The sequence below is a fragment of the Teichococcus wenyumeiae genome, assembly GCF_003696345.1.
Taxonomy (GTDB): domain Bacteria; phylum Pseudomonadota; class Alphaproteobacteria; order Acetobacterales; family Acetobacteraceae; genus Pseudoroseomonas; species Pseudoroseomonas wenyumeiae.
Window position 1 is genome coordinate 1 of the sequence record NZ_RFLX01000021.1, and the last position, 14,947, is coordinate 14,947.

Annotated in this window: 14 protein-coding genes and 1 riboswitch; of the genes, 8 read left to right on the forward strand and 6 right to left on the reverse strand. The window is 67.1% G+C overall.

Annotated elements, in window-relative coordinates; genetic code table 11:
• Window positions 1–407: 407 nt before the first annotated feature.
• Genes EBE87_RS20700 through EBE87_RS20710 form a run of 3 tightly spaced genes read right to left on the reverse strand, consistent with a single transcriptional unit; the run spans window position 408 to window position 2,628 of the window.
• Window positions 408–1,100, reverse strand: a complete 693-nt coding sequence (locus tag EBE87_RS20700) for a DUF4286 family protein (RefSeq protein WP_120637855.1) — start codon at window positions 1,098–1,100, stop codon at window positions 408–410.
• A gap of 26 nt (window positions 1,101–1,126) precedes the next feature.
• Window positions 1,127–2,140 (reverse strand): Bug family tripartite tricarboxylate transporter substrate binding protein, encoded by a 1,014-nt coding sequence (locus EBE87_RS20705; RefSeq protein WP_233553154.1) that lies wholly within the window; start codon window positions 2,138–2,140, stop codon window positions 1,127–1,129.
• Window positions 2,141–2,193: 53 nt separating this feature from the next.
• Window positions 2,194–2,628 carry a type II 3-dehydroquinate dehydratase gene (locus EBE87_RS20710; RefSeq protein WP_120637856.1) on the reverse strand — a complete coding sequence of 145 codons (435 nt, stop codon included), beginning with the start codon at window positions 2,626–2,628 and terminating at the stop codon, window positions 2,194–2,196.
• 189 nt (window positions 2,629–2,817) lie between these two features.
• On the opposite strand from EBE87_RS20710, the gene EBE87_RS20715 reads away from it, so the two are divergent.
• From EBE87_RS20715 to EBE87_RS20740, 6 genes are all read left to right on the forward strand, one after another.
• On the forward strand, window positions 2,818–3,576 hold the full coding sequence (locus EBE87_RS20715) for a GntR family transcriptional regulator (RefSeq protein WP_120637857.1): 759 nt from the start codon (window positions 2,818–2,820) through the stop codon (window positions 3,574–3,576).
• Window positions 3,577–3,858: 282 nt separating this feature from the next.
• Window positions 3,859–4,057, forward strand: a riboswitch (cobalamin riboswitch).
• A 29-nt stretch (window positions 4,058–4,086) separates the two neighbouring features.
• Window positions 4,087–5,127 (forward strand): ABC transporter substrate-binding protein, encoded by a 1,041-nt coding sequence (locus tag EBE87_RS20720; RefSeq protein WP_233553155.1) that lies wholly within the window; start codon window positions 4,087–4,089, stop codon window positions 5,125–5,127.
• Entirely contained in the window at window positions 5,127–6,191 is a 1,065-nt protein-coding gene (locus EBE87_RS20725) for a FecCD family ABC transporter permease (RefSeq protein ID WP_199707288.1), read from the forward strand. The genes EBE87_RS20720 and EBE87_RS20725 overlap by 1 nt, the downstream gene beginning before the upstream one ends.
• The gene (locus EBE87_RS20730) at window positions 6,188–6,952 is read left to right on the forward strand and encodes an ABC transporter ATP-binding protein (protein WP_120637859.1); all 765 of its coding nucleotides are present in this window, start codon (window positions 6,188–6,190) and stop codon (window positions 6,950–6,952) included. The genes EBE87_RS20725 and EBE87_RS20730 overlap by 4 nt, the downstream gene beginning before the upstream one ends.
• A 10-nt stretch (window positions 6,953–6,962) precedes the next feature.
• Window positions 6,963–7,397, forward strand: a complete 435-nt coding sequence (locus EBE87_RS20735; protein ID WP_120637860.1) for a pseudoazurin — start codon at window positions 6,963–6,965, stop codon at window positions 7,395–7,397.
• 443 nt (window positions 7,398–7,840) lie between these two features.
• A complete protein-coding gene (locus tag EBE87_RS20740) occupies window positions 7,841–8,854 on the forward strand; it encodes a class 1 fructose-bisphosphatase (protein WP_120637861.1) in 1,014 nt (337 codons plus the stop codon).
• A 103-nt stretch (window positions 8,855–8,957) separates the two neighbouring features.
• Here EBE87_RS20740 and EBE87_RS30485 read toward each other — a convergent pair whose 3' ends face one another.
• Window positions 8,958–9,455: a helix-turn-helix domain-containing protein gene (locus tag EBE87_RS30485; protein WP_367605144.1), complete on the reverse strand. Its 498-nt coding sequence runs from the start codon at window positions 9,453–9,455 to the stop codon at window positions 8,958–8,960.
• Between the two features lie 288 nt (window positions 9,456–9,743).
• On the opposite strand from EBE87_RS30485, the gene EBE87_RS20750 reads away from it, so the two are divergent.
• Window positions 9,744–11,942, forward strand: coding sequence for a TonB-dependent receptor (locus EBE87_RS20750; protein WP_120637862.1), 2,199 nt, complete (start codon window positions 9,744–9,746; stop codon window positions 11,940–11,942).
• Window positions 11,943–12,022: 80 nt separating this feature from the next.
• Here EBE87_RS20750 and EBE87_RS20755 read toward each other — a convergent pair whose 3' ends face one another.
• Complete coding sequence (locus EBE87_RS20755) at window positions 12,023–13,204, reverse strand: alpha/beta hydrolase (RefSeq protein ID WP_367605146.1); 1,182 nt, start codon at window positions 13,202–13,204, stop codon at window positions 12,023–12,025.
• Between EBE87_RS20755 and yczE the strand changes: the two genes are divergently transcribed.
• Complete coding sequence (yczE, locus tag EBE87_RS20760; RefSeq protein WP_120637884.1) at window positions 13,193–13,816, forward strand: membrane protein YczE; 624 nt, start codon at window positions 13,193–13,195, stop codon at window positions 13,814–13,816. The genes EBE87_RS20755 and yczE overlap by 12 nt on opposite strands.
• A 79-nt stretch (window positions 13,817–13,895) precedes the next feature.
• Here the strand turns inward: yczE and EBE87_RS20765 are convergent, their stop codons facing one another.
• On the reverse strand, window positions 13,896–14,867 hold the full coding sequence (locus tag EBE87_RS20765) for an alpha/beta fold hydrolase (RefSeq protein ID WP_233553157.1): 972 nt from the start codon (window positions 14,865–14,867) through the stop codon (window positions 13,896–13,898).
• Window positions 14,868–14,947 lie beyond the last annotated feature (80 nt).

The window sequence follows — 14,947 nt, forward strand, 5'->3', positions numbered from 1 at the left end:
AGGTCAGCCATGGCAGCACCTCCGACGCCATGGAATCACAGCAAGATCAAAGCTCAAGAGGCTCATTAATAGGTCCTGAGCCTGGATCACAGACTGCTTGGGCAGGCAGTTTATTCACCGGGAACCAACCGTGGCTTAAAATCGTAATCTTCCGTGCCTGCTTGAACTGTCCTGCCTTACGTGCGGCGTAGAGAGATCTTCTGGACCACCGCCATCCTCGCCATAGCCCTACTGATACCCAGGAGACGAGCAACCTCTTTGTAGAACGATCGAGATCTTGGTGCATAGCCAACACGATCTCGTCTGGCCGGAGCTACCTTCCGCGCATGAGGCTGGCGAGAGGAGCAGGCTCTGGAGGCCAACGGAACGCGGAACTTGGCTTTGAACGAGGCACGCGCTTGGCAAGCTCAGGCTGGTCCTGGTGATGCTTCATTCATCCCGTCTGCTGCTCCATCCCTCAACTCCGACTTCTGAAGCGCGAACACCGCCGTGTAGAGCGCCGGGTCTTTGACCTCGACCCCGAGCGCGGTAATAGCCTGCCCATGCCGTGACAGCGTTTGGCGGAGTGCCCCAGGGTCTGTCGCCTCAATCAGGAGAAGTCCGGGAAAGCTCCCATCCCCACCCCGCAGCGCTTTCTCGTTCGTCGGTGTGCCGGAACCTTTCTGGTCCACTTCGAGCAGCCGGGCGGCGCAGACCCGGTCTTCAGCCACCAGGGCTTCCAGCAGGGATTCCGCTCCGCCAGGCACCTGACCAAGGCGGAGCGGCAGGAGATGCGCGCCGCTCCCGATTCCGCGTATGGCCCTCACGGGTCCACCGCCGCGGGCAAAGTTCCGCAGCCTTGGCATGATGCGTTGCGACCACGGCGTCGGCGCGTTCAGCCTAGCCAGGTAGGCAGGGCTGGTCAGCACCTGGGGCTGCGCGAGATCGTAGAGGATCAGGTAGCGGCAGACCTCCGGCAGGGCGGCGCGGAACACCCGCGCCGCCTCGAAGCCGGGAATGCTGACCCGCTCGGTCGTATGTTCGCGTGTCAGCCAGTGCAGGTAGTCCGTCTCCTGCTCCGGCGTGACATCGCTCCAGATGGCAAGCATCGCATTGGCCATGGCGCTATTCCTGTCCTTTGCGCCGCCTATTCCATCTTGATGTTGCGGCGGCGGATCAGGTCGCCCCAGCGCCGGGCCTCCTCGGCCTGGTAGGGTGGGAAGGCCTCGGACGTGCCTGCGTAGATGTCGATCGAGGCCGCATCGAGCCGCGCCTTGACTTCTGGCATGGCAAGGATCTCGCGGGCGGATGCAGAGAGCTGCCGCACGATCTCGGATGGCGTGCCGGCCGGCGCAAAGAAGCCGAAATCGTTGGTGGCGCGGTAGCCGGTCAGCCCGCACTCGGCGAGGGTCGGCACCTGGGGGACCTGAGGGCTGCGCCCGACACTGGTGACTGCCAGCGCGCGCAACTCGCCCGATTGGATATAGGGAATGGCTGTCACGGTGTCGATGAAGCCGAGATTCGCCTCACGCGCGATGACCGCCTGCACCTGCAGCCCGCCGGAGCGATAGGCAACGTGCAGCATCTCCGTCCCCGACATGTCGAGCATCAGTTCGGGCGCGAGATGGGCGATGGTGCCCGCACCAGCCGAGGCGTAGGTGAGCTTTCCCGGCTGCGCCTTCGCCGCGGCGATCAGGTCGGCATAGGTCTTGATGTCGCTGGAGGAATGCACGCAGACGAACATGGCGTTGCCCGCCAGCAGGCTGATCGGCGCGAAACCCTTGTCGCTGTCGTAGGGCAGCTTCTCGAACAGGAACGGCGCGAGGGCGAAGGTGCCGGTGGGGGAGACGCCGAGGGTATAGCCGTCGGGCCGCGCGCGGGCCACGGCGCCATGGCCGAGCGTGCCGCTGCCCCCGGCACGATTCTCCACCACGAAGTTGCCGTTCAGCTTGGCCGAGAGGTGCTGCGCCAGCAGGCGGGCCACGAAATCGGTGGAGCCGCCCGGCGCGAAGGGCACGATGATCGTGACGGCCCGGTTCGGGTATCCCTGGGTCTGGGCCCGGGCTGCGCCTCCTCCGACGAACGGCAGCGCGCCGATGCCGCACAGGCCCATCAGCAGCCCGCGCCGGCGCACCAGCTGGCCGTTTGCATCCTCGTGCATCGTAGTCTCCCTGTCTTTGCTTGTTGTTTCTTGTTTGGCGCCGGGCGATGCCCTCAGCCGAGGAGGTCTTGCATGGAGCGGACGGCCGTCGCGTAGCCGCGGGCACCAAGCCCGGCGATGACAGCCGTCGCCACGCTGGAGACAAGCGAGCGGTGGTAGATCGCCTCCCGCCGGTGGATGTTCGAGATGTGCAGCTCGATGATCGGCCGGCCGAACATCTTCAGCGCATCGAGCACCGGAATGGAGGTGAAGGTCAGCCCGGCCGGGTTGATGACGATGCCGGCGGCGTCGCCGTCCGTCGCCTCATGGATCCACTCCACGAGCTGCCCTTCCCAGTTTGTCTGCCGGAAGACCACCGTGTCAGCCCCTGCGGCCTCGCGGCACATGGCCTCCACTTCGGCAAGCGTGGTGTGGCCGTAGATCTCGGGCTCGCGTTTGCCGAGCCGGTTCAGGTTCGGGCCGTTCAACACATGGATGATGCGGTTCACCGTGGGTGCTTCCCGGCTGGATTGAAACAGTGCACGGCGTTTCCTCCTCGTTCGGCCTCATCTCGGCGCAGAAACAAGTCAGAGTCAACCGATATTGATAGAATCATATGATGATGCAGGTAAAAGCAGCTATTTGACCCGAATGCGGCCCCGTGGGATGACCGACAGGCGACCGGAGCTGGAGGCGACATGGAAGACAGTTCGATTGGCGAGGCCGCCTACCGCCGCATTCGCTCGGACATCGTCTTCGGCCGACTGGCACCGGGCCAGCGGCTGGGCCTGGACAGGATGCGCGAGGCCTATGGTGCCAGTATCAGCACTCTGCGGGAGCTCCTGAGCCGCCTGGCCTCGGAAGACCTGGTGGTGGCGGAAGGTCAGCGCGGCTTTGAGGTGGCGCCTGTCTCGGCCGCGGACCTGAGGGAGGTCGCGGCACTTCGCTTGTTGCTCGAAACCCACGCGCTGGAGCAGTCCTTCGCGGCGGGGGAGCTGGACTGGGAAGGCGGCGTGGTGTCCGCGCACCACAAGCTCGCGGCGCTGGAGCGCAGCCTCCTGGCGGGTGAGCCAGCCGATGCGGCCCTCTGGAAGCGTTATGACTGGGAATTCCACCACGCCCTGATCGCCGCCTGCGGCTCCCGGACCCTCCTGAAGGCGCATGCCGCGGCCTACGACCGCTACCTGCGCTACCAGATGGTCGCGGTGGTGTTCCGTGGAGAAGTGGCGGCCGACGAGCACCGCAAGCTACTCGACGCTGCTCTGGCCCGGGACGCCGCCACGGCGCGGGAAGTGTTGCGCGGCCATATCGACGGCTGTGTCGCGCAGGTGCTGGACACGGGCGGGCTGGATGCCTTTGCCCCGGGATGTTCTCCTGCCAGGGCAGGGGCCAGCCCTCCGCAAGGCGCGGTGCCGAGGAGAACCTCCCGTCGCCGCGCCAGTTCAGCCTCGGGCTAGCGGCTCCGCATCGGCGGCTCTCTTGGCGCGCGAGGCCTAGCGGGTCGCGGCCGCGCTACTCATGGCAGGTTGGCTCTGATCGCCTTCACCCGCCGACCGCCGCCGCCATCGCAATGCCGCCTTCTGGGACGCTTCGGCGCCACCCGCCGAGGTCTCGGCCATGTCGGAGGCGCTGGCGCGATACCTCATCGCAGGCGCCACTGTGGTGAACCTGCTGTTCACAGGCCGACGGCAAGCCAGGCATGTCATGCCGGATGGGTGCTTGCCTCCTGCACAGGCGTCCTCTACGCAGGGCACGCCGGTTTCCGAGAGGAACTAACAGGGAATCCGCCTGAGGCCCGCAAGGGTCGAGGAAACGGAACTGCCCCCGCAACTGTAGGCGGCGAGCCCGATCCGAACACGCCACTGGGAGCAATCCCGGGAAGGCCGGATGGGGCGATGACCCGCCAGTCAGGAGACCTGCCGGCTTGTGCAACTGACTGACCGGCGGGGTGTCCGGGGAGGATGTCGATGTTCTGTTTGTCTCGCCCGTTGGGGCGATCCGTGGTGCTGCGTGCCAGCATCGTTGCGGCTGGCCTTGGCCTGCCGCTGTCCGGCGCCTGGGCCGAGCCCACGCGCTACCCGCTGACGGTGGAGAATTGCGGCCACACGCTGCGCTTCGAGGCCGCGCCGCGCAACGCCGTCACCATCGGCCAGTCGGCCACGGAGGTCCTTTATGCCCTTGGCCTTGGGGACCGTATGGCCGGCACGGCGCTGTGGTTCAACGATGTGCTGCCGGAGTTCAAGGCGCAGAACGACAAGGTTCCGCGCCTGGACAACAACGCGCCCAGCTTTGAATCCGTCATCAACAAGCGCCCGGGTCTGGTGGCCACGCAGTTCGAGTGGATGATCGGCCCGCAGGGCGTGGTCGGCACGCGCGAGCAGTTCCACGAGCTGGGCACGCCAACCTATGTCATGCCCGCCGACTGCGACGGCAAGAACAACCTGGTCGGTGCCGATGGCACCCGCACCGCGCCCTTCACCACGGAATCGATCTACAAGGGCATCGCGCAACTGGCGCGGATCTTCGACCGGCAGGACCAGGGCAGCGCGCTGGCGGCGGACCTTCGGCGGCGGGAGGAAGCGGCGGTCGCGCGCGCCAAGGCTCTGGCCCTGCCGGATGCTTCGGCGGTCTTCTGGTTCTCCTCCGCCGACCTCGACCTCGACCCCTATGTGGCGGGACAGAAGGGCATACCGGGCTACATGATGCGGGCGCTGGGCCTGCGGAACGTGGTGCAGTCGGATGAGGAATGGCCCACCGTGGGCTGGGAGAGCATCGCGCGGGCCAATCCTTCCGTCATCGTCATCGCCCGCATGGACCGCCGCCGCTTCCCGGCCGATGACTTCGAGAAGAAGCTGGCCTTCCTGAAGTCCGACCCGGTGACGCGGGAGACGGAGGCGGTGAAGCAGAACCGCATCGTTGTCATCGATGCCCATGCCATGCAGGCCACCATTCGTCTGGTGAGCGGCCTGGAGGCCCTGACGGACGCCATGGCCAAGCTGCGGCCGTGATGCCGCAGATTCCGGCGGTGCGCCCGCTGGCACGCCTGCTCGGCCGCGTGGCGTTGCACGGGGCCTGGATCTCGGTGGCCCTGGCCGCCGCGGTCCTGGCCGGCGTCTGCATCGGGGAGACGGCCATCCCGCTCTCCACCGTCTGGCAGACCCTGGCCAATAAGCTGCTCGGCGCCGCCTATCCGCTGGACCGCATCGACCAGGGCATCGTCTGGAACTACCGCCTGACCCGCGCCATCGTGGCGGCCTGCTGCGGCGCGGGGCTGGCGGTCTCGGGCGTCATCCTGCAGTCGCTGCTGCGCAATGCGCTGGCCGATCCCTACCTGCTCGGCATCTCGGCCGGCGCCTCCACCGGCGCCGTGTTGGTGACGGTGGCGGGCCTGGGCGCCGGGGCCGTGTCGCTCTCCCTCGGCGCCTTCGGCGGCGCGCTGGCGGCCTTCCTGCTGGTGGCACTGCTGGCGCGGGCCTCCGGTGGTGGCATCGGGCCGCGCGCGGCCGGACAGATCGTGCTGGCCGGCATCGCGGGATCGCAGCTGTTCAATGCCTTGACGGCCTTCATCATCACCCGCTCCGCCAGCGCTGAGCAGGCGCGCGGCATCATGTTCTGGCTGCTGGGCAACCTCAGTGGCGCGCGCTGGGACAATGTGGGCCTGGCGGTGCCGGTGGCGCTGGGCGTCACGCTGCTCTGCCTCTGGCATGCGCGCGCCCTGGACGCCTTCACCTTCGGCACGGATTCCGCCACGGCGCTGGGCGTGCCGGTGCGGCGGGTGCAGACGCTGCTGATCGGCTGCGCCTCGCTGGCCACGGCGGTGATGGTCAGCATCGTCGGCTCCATCGGCTTCGTCGGGCTGGTGGTGCCGCATGCGGCGCGCTTCATCGTCGGCGTGCGGCATGTGCGGCTGGTGCCGGCGGCGGCGCTGATGGGCGCGATGTTCCTGATCGCGGCGGATGTCATTTCTCGCATCGCCGTGAAGGGGCAGGTGCTGCCGATCGGCGTCGTCACCGCGCTGGTGGGCGCGCCGGTCTTCGCGCTGATCCTGGTGCGCCGGAAGCCGGCCCGATGAGGTTGAGCGCGGAGAACCTCGCCTGGTCGGCGCGGGGCGTGCCCATCGTGCGCGAGGTCAGCCTGCAGGTGGGGGCGGGCGAGACGCTGGGGCTGATCGGCCCCAATGGTTCCGGCAAGTCCACGCTGCTGCGCCTGCTTTCCGGCGTGCTGCGGCCGGAGGCGGGAGAGGTCTGGCTGGGCGACACCCCGCTGGCGCGAATGAGCCGCAGGCATGTGGCGCAGTTGCTGGCCGTGGTGGAGCAGCAGGCCGAGACCGCCGAACGCATCACGGTGCAGGATGCGGTCGAACTGGGGCGCACGCCCTGGCTCTCCGCCCTCCGTCCCTGGTCGGCCGAGGATGATGCCGCCGTGGCGGAGGCACTGGCCGAGGTGGAGATGTCCGGCTTCGCCGGGCGCGACTGGGCGACGCTCTCTGGCGGGGAGCGCCAGCGGGTGCACATCGCCCGCGCCCTGGCGCAGCGCCCGCGCATCCTGCTGCTGGACGAGCCGACCAACCACCTCGACATCCACCACCAGCTCTCGATCCTGCGGCTGGTCGCGGACCTGCCGGTGACCACCGTCCTCGCCCTGCACGACCTGAACCAGGCCATGGGCTGCGACCGCCTGGGCGTGATGCACCACGGCCGCCTGGTGGCGCTGGGGAGGCCCGACCAAGTGCTTACGACTGCCCTGCTGCGCGACGTCTTCGGCGTCCGCGCCACCTTCCTCACCGATCCGGCCGATGGCGAGCGGATCATCCGCTTCCACGCGGTCTCGTGAAAGACAATCCATGCGACTGCTGCTTTTGCCCCTGCTGTTCCTTGCCACCGCGGCCCATGCCGAGGTCCATGAGGTGAGGATGCTGAACCGCAATGAGACCGGCGGCATGGTCTATGAGCCGGACTACCTGCGCCTCCGGCCAGGGGACCGCGTGAAGTTCATCGCGACCCACGTCACCCACAACGCGGCCACCATCCCGGCCATGCTGCCGGATGGCGCGGCGCCCTTCAAAGGCCGGATCAACGAGGAGATCGAGGTCACCTTCGACACGCCGGGCTTCTACGGCATCCAATGCATCCCGCATTATGCCATGGGCATGGTGATGCTGGTGCAGGTAGGCGACAAGCCCGCCGACGCCGCCACCATACCGGAGACCCTGCCTGCGCGGGTCAGGCAGCGCTTCGGCGAGATCATCGCCCGCGCCAGGCCGTCCGACGCGAGATAGCCGCACGTAACGGCCACCGGCGATAACCACGCGTCCTCCGGACCGTGGCACTCGCCGCTGGCCAGTTCCATGGCGCCAGCAGGTGCAGGACCCCTTCTTCTGTTCCAGGCAGCCCGGCTTAATGGGGGCATCCACCTGCATGCCCAGGCATAATGTGTTCCGAAATTGCTGTGCTCTGGTTTGGGCAGCCGGTCTCGCCGCCCCCGGTCGGCAGCGGCGGTGACCGCTTATGGCAGCTTGGCCGTGGCGATGCCCATGTTCCGGCGCTGGCCCGAAACGCTGAACGGGGGCGCCGGTAGGTGAGTGGCGCTATGCTCGCCACCGGTGCGCATGGATCGGCGTTACCGTTGCTCCACCCTGCTTGGCGCTTTGGGTGCGTTGTGCCCGTCTTGGCGGTGCGAGGCCTCTCCAAGCCAAAGCCTGATCTCAAGGAGCCCAGCCGTATGCAACGTGTCACCTTGTCCCGGTTCCTCATCGAGCAGCAGCGCGAGGGCGGCCACCTGCCGCCCCAGCTTCGGCTGCTGATCGAGGTGGTCGCGCGGGCCTGCAAGGCCATCAGCTACACCATCAATAAAGGCGAGCTGGGGGGTGTGCTCGGCAGCCTCGGCCAGGAGAACGTGCAGGGCGAGGTGCAGAAGAAGCTGGACGTCATCGCCAACGACCTCTTGCTGGAAGCCAACGAGTGGGGCGGCAACCTCGCGGCCCTCGCCTCGGAGGAGATGGAGGCGATCCACCCGATCCCGAACCGTTATCCCAAGGGCGAGTACCTGCTGGTCTATGACCCGATCGACGGCTCCAGCAACATCGATGTCAACCTGAGCGTGGGCACCATATTCTCGGTGCTGAAGGCGCCGGAGGAGGCATCGGGGCGTGAGGTCACGGAAGCCGACTTCCTGCAGGCCGGACGGCACCAGGTGGCGGCGGGCTACGCCATCTACGGGCCGCAGACGACGCTGGTGCTGACCTTCGGCAAGGGCGTGTTCGGCTTCACCCTGGACCGCGAAGTGGGCTCCTGGGTGCTGACCCAGTCCAACATCACCATCCCCGCCGACTATCGCGAGTTCGCCGTCAACATGTCCAACCACCGGCACTGGGCACCCGAGGTTCAGCGCTACATCCAGGATTGCATGGCCGGAAAGGATGGCCCGCGTGGTGAGGACTTCAACATGCGTTGGACCGGCTCCATGGTGGCCGATATCCAGCGCATCCTGACCCGTGGCGGCATCTTCCTGTATCCCTGGGACGCGCGGGAGCCAGGCCGGGCAGGCAAGCTGCGGCTGATGTATGAAGCCAATCCACTTGGCATGATCATTGAGCAGGCAGGCGGCGCGGCCACCGATGGCACTGTCCGCATTCTAGACATCGAACCGGTCGGACTACATCAGCGCGTCGCCGTCGTGATGGGCTGCCGGGAGGAAGTGGAGAAGGCCACCGGGTATTTCCGGGCGGCCCAGTAGCGCGATGCTTGCGGGGCAAGCGCCAGTTCAGGACAGGAGATCCTGGTCCGGCAGGTGCTGCTGCGGTTCGATACCTCAAGGCATCCTGCTGCCGATACCCTCCTCAGCTTCGGCATCGGCTGCAGCCTGGGCCCGGAGGGCGACGCCAAAGCGGCGCCGGTATTCGACCGGTGCCAGACCCGTCCAGCTTGCGGAAGGCGAATGGGTCGCCGTAGCCGGTCTGCCAAGCGATCTGTTCCACCGGCCGGCGCGTCAGTTCCAGCGCCTCCCGTGCCTTGGCGATGCGGATCTGCTGCCCGTACTCTGTCGGGCGGAGGCCGGTGGCCTTCTTGAAGCGGCGCAGGAGGGTGGTTTCCTCCAACTCCGCGCGGGCTGGCAGTCGGTTGCCTGCAGCCAGTGCTGCACCGCCAGGATCGCCCGGTCGCCATGGTCTAGCCTGGGGATGAACCGCCCATAGGGCCGCTGCGCCCGGCCCGACGGGTCGATGAGCAGAAAGCACGACGTATCCAGCATCACGCTCGGCCCGAGTAGGCGTTCGACCAGCGTCAGGCCAAGGTCCGTCCAGGCCAGGATGACCCCGCAGTGATGATGTCGCCATCATCGATCAGCATGCGGTCGGTATCGACCCGGACTGAGAGGTGCCTCGACTGGAGCTGAGCTACCGGCCTGTTCCAGGCGAGAGCGCATCGGCTAATTCAAGATTCTGTTTATAAAGGACCTTTTTATGTCTGCACACCGTTACGCTCGCGGTCTATGCTAATGCGATGCATTCTCATATTATCCGCTCCCAGAATCGTCAAATGGGGCTGCTTTTATGAGTCGAGTTCACCGCCGGATCAGTGCACCGCCGGTTGTCTATCACGGCAGCCATACCGGTCGTCCCAGCGCGATGCCGCATGAGCCAAATTCCAAGGCGCTGCTCACCCATGCGGCTGGAGCCGTGGTGTTCCTTGGCCTTTCCATCGCGCCGGCCGCTTACGCGCAACAGACGGTGGTCCCCGATGCAGCGCCGGCGGCAGGGGGAAGCGGTTCCACGCCAGGCGTGATCGTATTGCCCACCGTGGATGTCGTCGCGAACCCGGCACCCGCGGGATTGCCGGCGCCCTATGCCGGCGGCCAGGTGGCAAAAGGTGGGTCGCTGGGTCTGCTCGGCACCAAGAGTGTGATGGACTCGCCCTTCAGCACCAGCAGCTACACCTCCGAACTGATCGAGGACCAGCAGGGGCGCACTGCCGCCGACACGCTGATCAATGATTCCTCGGTGCGCCTCACGACCGGCAGCAACGGCTTCGACGACTCGTTCCAGATCCGCGGCTTCAGCGTCTCCTCCACCGATGTCGGCCTGAACGGGCTGTACGGGCTCCTCTCCTCCAACCGTGCGCAGGCGCAGTATATCGAGCGGATCGAGCTGCTCCGGGGTCCTGGCGCGCTAATCAACGGCATCGCGCCCGGCGGCAGCATCGGCGGTGGCATCAACATCATCACCAAGCGAGCCGGCGACCTGCCGCTGACCCGCCTGACGCCGACCTTCATGAGCGACGGCAATTTCGGCATCCAGGCCGATGTGTCGCGCCGCTACGGGGCGAACAACGAGTGGGGCGTGCGCTTCAATGGCCTGTATCGCGACGGCGAGGCCTCGATCAAGGACGGCAACCTGCGCAGCGGCCTCGCCGCGCTGGGGCTGGACTATCGTGGCGAAAGGCTGCGCTGGTCGGCCGACGCCATCTTCCAGCGTGACGACACCAAGAACTTCCGCCCGCAGCTGACCCTCTCGCCCACCATTGCCTACATCCCGTCCCCGCCCAGTTCGCGGGGCAATTGGTTCCCCGGGACCAAGCTGCGCCAGCAGGACAGCACCATCGCTACCCGGGCCGAATACGACGTGACGGACTGGATGACCGCCTATGCCGCAGTCGGCTACCGCGATGGCTGGAACGACCAGACCTTTCCCGACTCTCGCCCGGGAGGCGCCGATGCCCTGGGCAACTTCCGGGTCACCAATGCCTATTACGATTCCTTCAGCAAGACGGTGAGCGGAACCGTCGGCGCGAATTTCCGCTTTGATACGCTGGGGGTCGGCCACACCCTCAACATCGGCTATTCGGGCCTGCAGCAGGAGGCGGGCAACGCCTATATCGCCTCGGCCATCACCTACCCCTCCAATATCTACAACCCGTCGCCGCTTCCGCCCATCACCGCCCCGCGCACCGATCCGCGGCGGGCGTCGGTGACAGAGTTCTCCAGCCTGGCGCTGGCTGACACGTTGTCCTTCTTCAATGACCGGGTGCTGCTGACGGGCGGCGTGAGGTTCCAGAACGTGGTCGTCAACAGCTACAGCACGACAACCGGCGAACGGACGAGCCGCTACGACGCCGATGCGACGACGCCGGTCTTCGGGCTGGTGGTGAAGCCCTGGCAGAACGTCTCCCTCTACACGAACTATGCCCAGGGCCTGACGCGCGGTCAGATCGTCGGCGCCGGATACAGGAACGTCGGCGAGGTCCTCGCCCCTTACAAGTCCGAGCAGTACGAGGCCGGGGTGAGGGTGGACTGGGGCAGCATCACCACCTCTGCCTCGGTGTTCCAGATCAGCCGCCCGAATGCCATCCGCACCGGGGACAACGACCTCGCCTATGACGGTGAGCAGCGCAACCGGGGGCTGGAGCTGTCCGCCTTCGGCGAGCCTCTGCCCGGGTTGCGCGCCCTGGCCAGCGTGACCTTCCTGAAGCCCGAGCTGACCAACCCCAGCGACCCTGCCGAGCGCGGCAATGATGCCCAGGGTGTGCCGGACAGAACCTTCTCCGGCGCGCTGGACTGGGACGTGCCGGGGGTGCCCGGCCTCGCCCTGAACGGCCGCGTCATCTATACCTCGGGTGCCTACCTGAACACCGCCAATACGCTTCGCTTCGACGGCTGGACGCGGGTGGACTTCGGTGCCCGGTACAGGACGGAGATCGGCAACAAGCCGGTGACGCTGCGCGCCAGCCTCGAGAACGCTTTCGGGGCGGATTACTGGCTGACCACCGGTAACTTCGTCACAGTGGGGTCGCCGCGCACCCTCCTCGTTTCCGCCTCTTTCGACTTCTAGGTTCGCCATCCCGATGGCCGGGGGCGCCTGTGTGGGGCGCCCCCGGTTTCTGCCCTTGCACGGGGCCTCGCCGCGGCGTCCTAGCCTGCCAGGATGAAGCGAACGCCGTGCAGCACGGCGGCAGGGAAGGCGGACATGTGGCCGTCGCCCGGCAGGGTCGCGAATTTCAGCTCCAGGCCCGGCAGGGGGCGCAGCCGCTCGGCCAGGTTGCGCGCCTGGTCCACCATCTTCATCATCTCCATGCGCGGACGCCAGGCGGGGTCGTGCCAGGGTGCGAGGTTCTGCTCGTACTCTCCCACCGTCATCAACAGCCGGAGCGGCGAGGGCCGGTCCGGCCCTGCGATGAAGCGCTTTGCCGCGTCCAGGATGGCGTTGTCCTCCCACCAGATGGCGGGACTGCCCGCGACATAGTCCCGGAAGGCGCCGCCGCGCGTGAACAGGGCATGGAGCACGCAGAGCCCGCCGAAGGAATGGCCCAGCAGCGCGTGGCGTGAGGGGTCGATCGGCGCTGCCCTGGCAGCCAGCGGTTTCACCACCTCCTCGATGAAATCCAGCAGCTCGTCCGCCCCGCCCGTCCGGCTGGCCTGCCGGCCTTCCGCCGCCGGGACCTCGCGCCCGGGCGGCGGCGTGAGGTCGAAGGAACGGCGGACGAGGTCATAGGGCCCGTCCGTGGGGTAGCCGATGCCTGCCACCACGGCGGCCGAGCGGACCCCGGCCTCGCGCGGCAGGTAAGCGAGGACGCGGACCACGTCCACCGTCATGCCCATCACGGCATTGGCGTCGAGCACCGTGATCATCGGCCAGCCGCCCGGTGGCGGCTCGCCTGGAGGGACGTGGAGGAACAGCCGGAAAGGCTGGCCGCCCCGTGAGGCGAGATCATGCTGCGTCGTCCGTGGTATTTGCGCGGGCATGGGCTCCTGCGCCTGTGCCAGGGCAGGGCTGGCCAGTGCCCCGAGAAGCGGCAGGAGATGACGGCGGCGTAAGGGCACGGCGAAGGTTGCATCCGGGAGGGAGGCTTGGTTCGGCGTCTTCTCCTCTGGGATGTCCCCGAAACACTGGGCTGACGGCACGGCGTGATCCATTCCTACGTTCTTGCCGCAATAGCAGGTTTCTCTGGATTGTTTGACTGCTGTGCTGCCCGCCCAAGAGACGGAACCAAGAACGGGCCTTGAGAGGGGCAGGTTGATTCCGAAGCCGGTGTTATCGGGGTGGACATGTCCTGAACGGCCGGTTTGCTCCATATGGATGGCATGTTCGCCCATGACCGCCTCCGGACTCGCCTGTTCCAGCTTTTCTGGGGCCTGAGCCTCTACGGCATCTCCATGGCCATGATGGTTCGCGCGGACCTGGGCCTCGATCCCTGGGATGTCCTGCACCAGGGCCTCGCGCCGCGGATCGGCCTCAGCTTTGGGCTGACGGTCAACCTCCTCGGGCTTGTCGTCCTCGCGCTATGGTGGCCATTGCGCCAGCGGCCGGGCCTGGGCACCGTGCTCAACATCCTGGTGATCGGCACGGTAACCGACGTGGCGCTCGCTTTGATCCCTTCGCCGGACAGCTATGCCACACGCTTCGCGCTCCTCGGCTTCGGCATTCTGCTGAACGGCTTGGCGGGTGGGGCGTATATCGGCGCGGGGCTCGGCCCCGGCCCGCGGGACGGGCTGATGACCGGCCTTTGCCAGCGCACCGGCCTGCCGGTGAAGCTGGTGCGCACGGCGATCGAACTGGCCGTTCTCGCGGTCGGCTGGGTGCTGGGCGGCACGGTCGGCCTCGGCACCGTACTCTACGCGGTGAGCATCGGCTGGGTGGTCCACCATGCGCTGCCGTTCTTCACCATCGACAAGGCCCGGGGGCACAACACGCCGGTGAGGAGCTAAGACCCTTCGACCCGGTCCCGTGCACGGAGCCGAGAGGCGGCCTCCTTGCCGTGCTTAATGACGGCGAGGAGGGGGCTCGTCAGGCCGGCAGGAAGTGGTGGATCCGATCCGCGATCTCTCGATGGTGGGTTTCCAAGGCGAAATGGCCGGTGTCGAGCAGGTGCACCTCCGCCTTGGGCAGGTCCCGCCGGAAGGCTTCGGCGCCCGCGGGGAGGAAGAAGGCGTCATTCCTGCCCCAGACTGCCAGCAGCCGCGGCTGGTGTTGCCGGAAATAGCTCTGGAAAGCCGGGTACAGCGCCACATTCGTCCGGTAGCTCAGGATGAGGTCGAGCTGGATCTCCGCCGCCTCGGCCCGATGCATGTAGAACTGGTCAAGCGTATAGCCATCCGGGCCGACACGACCTGCCGGCGCGCCATGCTCGTATTGGTCGCGGATGAAGTCGTCCGTCAGCGAAGCCCGGCAGGCAGCGCGGTTAGCCTCCGTCGGGTCGCGCCAATAAGCCTGCCAGGGCTCCCACTCCGCGCTGAGCCCTTCCAGGTAAGCGTTTCCGTTCTGCGTGATGATCGCCGTGACCCGCTCGGGGTGCGCCATGGCAAGCCGCAGCCCCGTCGGCGCGCCGTAGTCGAAGACGTAGAGGCCGTAGCGGGTCAGGCCGATGGCTTCGACAAACTGGCCGATGACCTTTGCCAGGTTGTCGAAGCTGTACTCGAAGCTGCCGCGCTCCGGCGCCCTGGTCAGGCCGAAGCCGGGCAGGTCCGGCGCGATCACCCGGTAGCGGTCGGCCAGCAGCGGGATCAGGTCGCGGAACATGTGGCTGCTGGTGGGAAAGCCGTGCAGCAGCAGCAGGGCCGGCGCGTCGGCAGGCCCCGCCTCCCGATAGAACACGTCCACGGATCCGACCTTCTGGGTGCGGTACTGGACATCAGGCATCGTTGTCTCCGTTGAAGGTGCCGTGCGGGCGGCAGCCGGTGTGGTCAGCGCCGCAGCCGGAGCGGCCGCCATGGAGAGCACCAGGGCCCGCCGGGAAAGCGTCGTGGTCGTCTGGTTCATGATCGCGCTCCGTCGCAGTCAGGTGAAGCTATCGACTTGCAGTACGCGATAGAACCTGCATTGGATGAGTGGCTTGATTT

Excerpts from the sequence above, each read along its gene's own strand:
- EBE87_RS20700 (WP_120637855.1), bottom strand. The coding sequence starts at position 1,100 with ATGGCCAATGCGATGCTTGCCATCTGGAGCGATGTCACGCCGGAGCAG.
- EBE87_RS20705 (WP_233553154.1), bottom strand. The coding sequence starts at position 2,140 with ATGCACGAGGATGCAAACGGCCAGCTGGTGCGCCGGCGCGGGCTGCTG.
- EBE87_RS20715 (WP_120637857.1), top strand. The coding sequence starts at position 2,818 with ATGGAAGACAGTTCGATTGGCGAGGCCGCCTACCGCCGCATTCGCTCG.
- EBE87_RS20720 (WP_233553155.1), top strand. The coding sequence starts at position 4,087 with ATGTTCTGTTTGTCTCGCCCGTTGGGGCGATCCGTGGTGCTGCGTGCC.
- EBE87_RS20725 (WP_199707288.1), top strand. The coding sequence starts at position 5,127 with ATGCCGCAGATTCCGGCGGTGCGCCCGCTGGCACGCCTGCTCGGCCGC.
- EBE87_RS20730 (WP_120637859.1), top strand. The coding sequence starts at position 6,188 with ATGAGGTTGAGCGCGGAGAACCTCGCCTGGTCGGCGCGGGGCGTGCCC.
- EBE87_RS20735 (WP_120637860.1), top strand. The coding sequence starts at position 6,963 with ATGCGACTGCTGCTTTTGCCCCTGCTGTTCCTTGCCACCGCGGCCCAT.
- EBE87_RS20740 (WP_120637861.1), top strand. The coding sequence starts at position 7,841 with ATGCAACGTGTCACCTTGTCCCGGTTCCTCATCGAGCAGCAGCGCGAG.
- EBE87_RS30485 (WP_367605144.1), bottom strand. The coding sequence starts at position 9,455 with ATGATGGCGACATCATCACTGCGGGGTCATCCTGGCCTGGACGGACCT.
- EBE87_RS20750 (WP_120637862.1), top strand. The coding sequence starts at position 9,744 with ATGCCGCATGAGCCAAATTCCAAGGCGCTGCTCACCCATGCGGCTGGA.
- yczE (WP_120637884.1), top strand. The coding sequence starts at position 13,193 with ATGTTCGCCCATGACCGCCTCCGGACTCGCCTGTTCCAGCTTTTCTGG.
- EBE87_RS20755 (WP_367605146.1), bottom strand. The coding sequence starts at position 13,204 with ATGGGCGAACATGCCATCCATATGGAGCAAACCGGCCGTTCAGGACAT.
- EBE87_RS20765 (WP_233553157.1), bottom strand. The coding sequence starts at position 14,867 with ATGAACCAGACGACCACGACGCTTTCCCGGCGGGCCCTGGTGCTCTCC.